This window comes from Protofrankia sp. Cr1, from assembly GCF_963555865.1.
Classification (GTDB): Bacteria; Actinomycetota; Actinomycetes; order Frankiales; family Frankiaceae; genus Protofrankia.
In genome coordinates, this window is record NZ_CAUVXO010000129.1 from 7,012 (window position 1) to 13,208 (window position 6,197).

At 68.6% G+C, this 6,197-nt stretch carries 5 protein-coding genes and 1 pseudogene; 3 read left to right on the forward strand and 3 right to left on the reverse strand.

Translation table 11 applies throughout. The features are described from left to right. From U9980_RS12630 to U9980_RS12640, 3 genes are all read left to right on the forward strand, one after another. A partial coding sequence (locus U9980_RS12630) for a glycosyltransferase (RefSeq protein WP_322768080.1) occupies positions 1 to 405 on the forward strand: 405 nt, incomplete at its 5' end. Beyond that, positions 402 to 1,415 carry a glycosyltransferase gene (locus U9980_RS12635; RefSeq protein ID WP_322768081.1) on the forward strand — a complete coding sequence of 338 codons (1,014 nt, stop codon included), beginning with the start codon at positions 402 to 404 and terminating at the stop codon, positions 1,413 to 1,415. The genes U9980_RS12630 and U9980_RS12635, both read left to right, overlap by 4 nt. A gap of 146 nt (positions 1,416 to 1,561) precedes the next feature. Continuing rightward, on the forward strand, positions 1,562 to 2,989 hold the full coding sequence (locus U9980_RS12640; RefSeq protein ID WP_322768082.1) for a glycoside hydrolase family 130 protein: 1,428 nt from the start codon (positions 1,562 to 1,564) through the stop codon (positions 2,987 to 2,989). A gap of 69 nt (positions 2,990 to 3,058) precedes the next feature. Here the strand turns inward: U9980_RS12640 and U9980_RS12645 are convergent, their stop codons facing one another. From U9980_RS12645 to U9980_RS12655, 3 genes and pseudogenes are all read right to left on the reverse strand, one after another. Continuing rightward, entirely contained in the window at positions 3,059 to 4,060 is a 1,002-nt protein-coding gene (locus U9980_RS12645) for a glycosyltransferase family 4 protein (RefSeq protein WP_322768083.1), read from the reverse strand. Between the two features lie 24 nt (positions 4,061 to 4,084). After that, entirely contained in the window at positions 4,085 to 5,716 is a 1,632-nt protein-coding gene (locus U9980_RS12650) for an Eco57I restriction-modification methylase domain-containing protein (RefSeq protein ID WP_322768084.1), read from the reverse strand. Positions 5,717 to 5,805: 89 nt separating this feature from the next. Continuing rightward, positions 5,806 to 6,197: pseudogene (locus U9980_RS12655) on the reverse strand (ParA family protein); the annotation flags it as partial.

Below are 6,197 nucleotides of genomic sequence, written 5' to 3' on the forward strand. Positions count from 1 at the left end.
TACCTCGACGCGGCGTCGCTGGCTGAGATGGTGCGCGAAGCCGACGTCATACTGCTGCCCTATGACTCCCGCGACCAGGTGACCTCTGGCGTCCTCATCGAAGCGGTCGCGGCGCACAAACCGATCGTCGCCACCCGTTTCCCGCACGCGGTCGAACTCCTCGGTGACGGTGTCGGCCTGCTGGTGCCGCACCGCGACCCGGCGGCGATCGCGACGGCGGTACGCAGCGTCATCGGCGACACCGGCATTGCCAGGGGGCTGGTCCGCGCCGCAGCCGCACGCGCCCCCGAGTTGTGGTGGCCCGCGGTCGCCGACCGCTACCGGCAGTTGGCCGCCGGGCTGATCGCCCGGGCGGGAGGCGGCATGACCGACAGACCCGCGGCGGCGGTGACGGCGACCCTGTGACCGCCGTCGTTTCGTTCGCCCATCTGTTCCGGCTCAGCGACGACATCGGCCTGTTCGAGCACGCCTTGGGTGCGGTCCCGCGCCGGGAGCACGGGTACTGCGTCGACGACGTCGCCCGCGGGCTCGTCGTCCTCGCCCGCGAGCCGGACCCGCCGCTTGAGCAGGTCAGCCTCCTCAACCGCTATCTCGCCTTCGTCACCGCGGCGCAGGCTGTGGACGGTACCGTACGCAACCGCCGTGACACCGACGGGCGGTGGCGTGACCAGCCCGGTCTCGGCGACTGGTGGGGCCGAGCCCTGTGGGGGCTGGGCACAGCGGCGGCCCAGGCGCCCACCCTGAACCTGCGGGTCACGGCACTCGCCCGGTTCCGGACCAGTGCGCAGTGCCGGTCCCCCTGGCCGCGGGCGATGACGTTCGCTGCGCTGGGTGCCGGGGAGGTGCTCCTGGCATACCCCGACGACGAGCCCGCCCGGGCGCTGCTAACCGCGGCCGTCACCGTGATCGGTCCGCCGGGTACCGACCCGGCGTGGCCCTGGCCGGAGCCGTCTCTGCGGTACGCCAACGCGGCCGTGCCCGAAGCGCTCATCCTCGCCGGGGTCTGCCTGCCGGACGAGGCTGCGCTCGCCAACGGTCTTCGGCTGCTGGCATGGCTGCTCGATCTGGAGACCTCCGCCGGGCGGCTGTCGCCGACCCCCGTCGGCGGCCGCCGAGCCGGGGATGGCGGCCAGCCCGGCTTCGACCAGCAGCCCATCGAGGCGGCGGCGCTCGCCGACGCCTGCGCCCGGGCCTATGACCTGACCGACCAGTCCCGGTGGCTGACCGGTCTGAGCCGGGCTCAGGCATGGTTCCTCGGCGACAACGACAGCGCCACGCCGCTGGTCGACACCACCACCGGTGGCTGCTGCGACGGTCTCGAGGCCGACGGCCGTAACACCAACCAGGGAGCGGAGTCCACCCTCGCCCTGCTCTCGACGGCCCAGCACGCCCGCCGCCTGCTGGCGGCGCCGTGAGCGTGGGGAGGCGGGAACGGAACGGGCGTCCGAGGGGCCCGGATGACCGCGAAGCAACCGACCGACGGAGCGAACCGGCACCGAGCGCAGAAGTCAGCCTGGTCACGCGGCATCCGCTCGGGGGACTGTCCGTGGACCCGAGCCGGGTGATCGCGAAGCTGTTCCTTCCTGGCGAGGAGGGGGGCGAGGTGCAGTCCCGAGCCGCCGGCATCGTGGACCGCGTGCTCGCCGTGGCCGAGGACGAGGTGGCAGGTCTCGTCACCCACCTGTTGGCGCTCTTCGGCCCCCGCCACCACGACTACCAGGGCATTCTGACTCGGCACGCCGCGGTGGTGGCGTCGCGGGTGCAGGCACCCGCGGAGCTGTCGGTGGCACGGATGCTGCTGCTCGGTGCGTGCTTCACCGCCGAGTACGCGGTGGAGGGTGCCGCTGTCACCAACCCCTCTGCCGTGCCGCATCCCGACCAGTCCGGACTCCCGCCGGGAGCGCTGCGGGTGGTGCTGAGTCTGCGGGCCGTCGGCGAGGGCCACCTGTCCTCGATCGGATTCGCCGTCGGCGTGGTCGGTCCGGGCCCGACGGTACGCCTGGAACCACGCACCGGTCCGCTCACCACCGGGCTGGCCGCGCCGGCCGACTGGGAGCCCGGACGGCTGCGCACGGTGCTCGCCGCAGATGGGCTCGACGACGAGGTCACGCGGGCGGTCCTCGACAGGCTCGACACTGCGGCCGCCGGAGACGACCTTGAACGGGCCTTCGCCCGGGTGCCCGCCGACCTGCTCCACCGGCCGCAGGCACCGGGGATCCTGGCCGGGATCCGCTCGATCGCCGCATCGCTGTGGCGGGTCGAGTTTCCCCCGGCCACCACCCTGGCGCAGCGCGTGTTGTGGCCGGCCGCCGCCGTCGAGACCAACGGCATGGAGGATGCGCGGTTCGTCCGCTTCGCCGCGCCGGACGGGACCGTCGACTACCAGGCGACCTACACCGCCTACGACGGCCGGCACATCACCCCACGGCTGCTGACCAGCCCCGACCTGCGGGTCTTCACCGCATCGCCGCTCACGGGCCCGGCCGCGCGGAACAAGGGCATGGCACTGTTCCCCCGGCCCGTCGGCGGCCGGCGTCTCGCGCTGTGCCGCTCCGACGGCGAGACCACCAGCATTGCGACCTCCGACGACGGGCAGGCGTGGGAACTGGGGCGCCCGGTCCACTCGCCCGGGGCCTCCTTCGAGCTGCTCCAGGTCGGCAACTGCGGGTCACCCATCGAGACACCGTCAGGCTGGCTCACGCTCACCCACGGCGTCGGACCGATGCGCACGTACACGATCGGGGCGATCCTGCTCGATCTCGACGACCCGACCACCGTGCTGGCGACGCTGCCCGAGCCGCTGCTCACCCCAACCCGATCCGAGAGCGACGGCTACGTCCCCAACGTCGTCTACTCCTGCGGTGGCCTGATCCACGACGGCCGCCTCTGGCTGCCCTACGGAATCAGCGACAGCCGCGTCGGCATGGCCAGCGTCCCGGTCGAGCCGCTTCTCGCCCGCATGACCCGCCCAGGCGACCCGGCGGCGTGACCCCCCGACGCATCCCATGTCAGCCCGCGTCACTCCCTGCCACCCCCTGTCACCCCACGTCAGCCCCTGTCAGCCGAGCAGCCGCCGGTAGACGGTGAGGTAGTCAGCGACCATGCGTGCCGCGGAGAACCGTCGCTGCGCTGTGGCACGGCAGGCGCCGCGGTCCAGGCCGGCGGCTCGCTCCACCGCGGCCGCGGCTGCCGCCGGCCCGTCGACCAGGTACCCGGTGACGCCCTGGTCGACCACCTCCGGCATCGCACCCCGCGGATAGGTCACAACGGGTGTCCCGCAGGCCATCGCCTCGACCACGGCCAGCCCGAACGGCTCGTCGAACGCGACCGGGTGCAACAGGGCCGCCGCCGAGCCGAGCACCTCGGCGCGCTGACGCGGCCCCACCGAGCCGAGGTAACGGACCCGGTCCCCGTCGACATGGGGCTGGACCCGCTCGGCGAAGTAGCGCTCGTCCTGGACGATCCCGCAGATCACCAGCCGCCGGCCGGCACGGCGGGCGATGTCGATGGCCACCGCTGTGCCCTTGTCCGGATGGATCCGGCCGAGCACGACCAGGTCCTCCCCGCCGACGGCCGAGAACGGCAGCGCCGTCATGTCGATGCCGTGGTGGACGGTGGCGACATAGTCCAGCTCCGGACGGCGGTCGGCGTCGGAGATGGACACGTACGCCGACCCCGCCCGCGCGTACGCCGGAACGATACGCGAGTCCGAGAAGCCGTGGACGGTCGTCACCATCGGCGCCCGGACGTGGGCCGCGAACGCCAGCGGTAGCCAGTCGAGATGGTTGTGCACCACGTCGAACTCACCCGACCGGCTCAGGGCGTGCGCAACGTGCAGCGCCTCCCACACCCGGCCATCGAGCGCCGGGTCCTCGGCATACCCGTGTGGGCACACGCCGTCCAACGCGCCGGCTGTCTGCGAGTCCAGCGTCGCGAAGAGGGTGACATCGACCCCGCACTCAACCAAACCCTCCGCGATCAGGCTGGTGATCTGCTCCCACGGGCCGTAATGCCGCGGCGGGGTACGCCACGCCACCGGCGCCAACAGTGCCACCTTCACACGGACAAACCCTACTCGATCCGCCTACTCGGGAAGTTCGGTGAGCCCATAGGCGCGCAGCGCGACCCGCGTAGCCGCCGCCACGTCTCGTCGGTCGAACGCATCCGCCAGGGCGATACAATCTACCTTACTGATTTCCAGCGGATCCGGTACGCGAATCCGGCGAAGGTACTGTGCCTGAAACCGCAGGGTGCCACCGCGCATCTTCACGGCGTAGGCCGCCACGAAAGCCTCAGCTACCTTGGACAGCAGTAGGCCTCCGAGGACTCTCAGATCCCACCCGTCGGAAACGATGTAGTACAGGTTGTGATGAGGGTACAAACCACCTTGATCCAAGACTGGATGGATGGTCGACTTCATATCCGGAAGGAGTAGTTTTGGCTTCGCGATAAGCCGATGATCGACTTTGTCGATAGTTCTGTACCAGCGGGCGGGTTGCCTCCTGGCGACGTAACGTTTATGCAAAACGCTACTGTGTCGCTCGAAGTACGCGGCAAGGCGGGGAAAATCAGCGAGGTTGACGAGTCCTCCTTGCGGGTCCCACGGATTCACCAGGTAGGAGCCGTTCCAATGGAGCACGCCACCGGTGGTATCTCGGACCATGGCGAGCGGGAGGAGGCGACCGTCCTCCACTTCGACGCGATCCGCATTGTTGGTGATGAAAACCTCGTCGGCGCCGGTTGCAATACCGATACCCACCCGGGTACGGGTGGTCTCGTCCTCCAAGGGTCGAAATCGATCGCCGAGTTCTTCTAGCATGGCCAGTCGCGCAGGGGAGCCCACGGGCCATGAATCTCCTCCTGGGAACCAGCGGGGCAACCGAGCTGCGTGGTAGGATGCGGTACTGATTCCTATCTGATCCGGCCTCTCGACCCAACGGCGAAATTCGTCGGCTTGAAGAGGGCCAAAGGACCCAGTGGTGTCGGCGGCGATGGCCGAACCCTGGCCGGCGTTCCTGATGATGGTTATGGCCGGGTAGGCTGACACCGGCTCGTGAAAAGCGTCCACATCGTGCATCGTCAGTACGATATCCATGCTGTATTGACGGTTCACCATCTCGCGAAGTCTGCGCCCGTACTGGTTTCGCATCCAACGATCGGCACAAATGAACCCGAGCCGACCACCCGGTTTGAGGCTCCGCAGGCCGACTTCGTAGAAACCGATGTAGATGTCCGCCCTACCGCCCATGGCGGGGCAGGTTGCCCGGTAGGCGGCCATGCGCTCAGCCGGAACGTCTTCAAGTCGAATATAGGGTGGGTTGCCCACGACGAAGTCCGCCTTTTGGACGTCGTCTCGCTGTAGCAGATAGTCGCCCTGCCTGACCCAGGTGGCGGCAACCTTCTCTACAACAAGATGATCCCATCCAGCCGCGAGCAGGTGTTGCGTCACACAATCTCGGCTCGACTGGACGTTGTGATCCAGGAAATCGTAGGCCGCTACCGCGTGGACCGCATCCAGTAGGGAGCGGTCATGTGTCCGACACGACGCGCTCAGACGCTCGGATATCGGTCCAAGGAAGGCTCCTGCGCCGCATGCCGGCTCAACTATCGTCGTCGCGGTAAGATCTTTGTCGGCTGTATAGCCGACCATGTCGAGGATGGTTTCGACGACCCATCGGCGAGTGAAGACCTCGCCATGCCGCAGCGCCTCCTGCATGGACTCCGACAGGGGCAAGGAGCGCGGGTTCGTCGTATCGGTGGACAAACAAGGCGACGATGACCGAGTCCGGATGCGCTGGACCGGGCTCAGTTCTCAACCTGCACTGAGGCCAGCCTGTCCAGGAGTTTCTCGGCGAGCGATCGGAAGTCGTCATAGCACCGGTTGACAAGCGTCTGGGTACTACCCAACGCGCCGTCTGCGGTTCTCAGATCGAACATCGGCTTGCGCGCATCGTGCGAGAGCGGCATCAGGCTCTGATAATTGCGTAGCGTTGCGATTTCATACGTTCTGGGGCTTGTTTTCGCCTCCAGTTCATCTAGCACGTCCGACGCGAAGACCTGGGGAATGCGGTCGAGCCATCGGTGGTACGCCTTGACGGGGCGGTCCAAGCGCATCGTCGGCTGCATAATGACGTAACCGAGGGGAGTCATTCGCCCAGGTGGCGCCTCGATCCCGGGTGGGAGGTCCGGGAGTACCT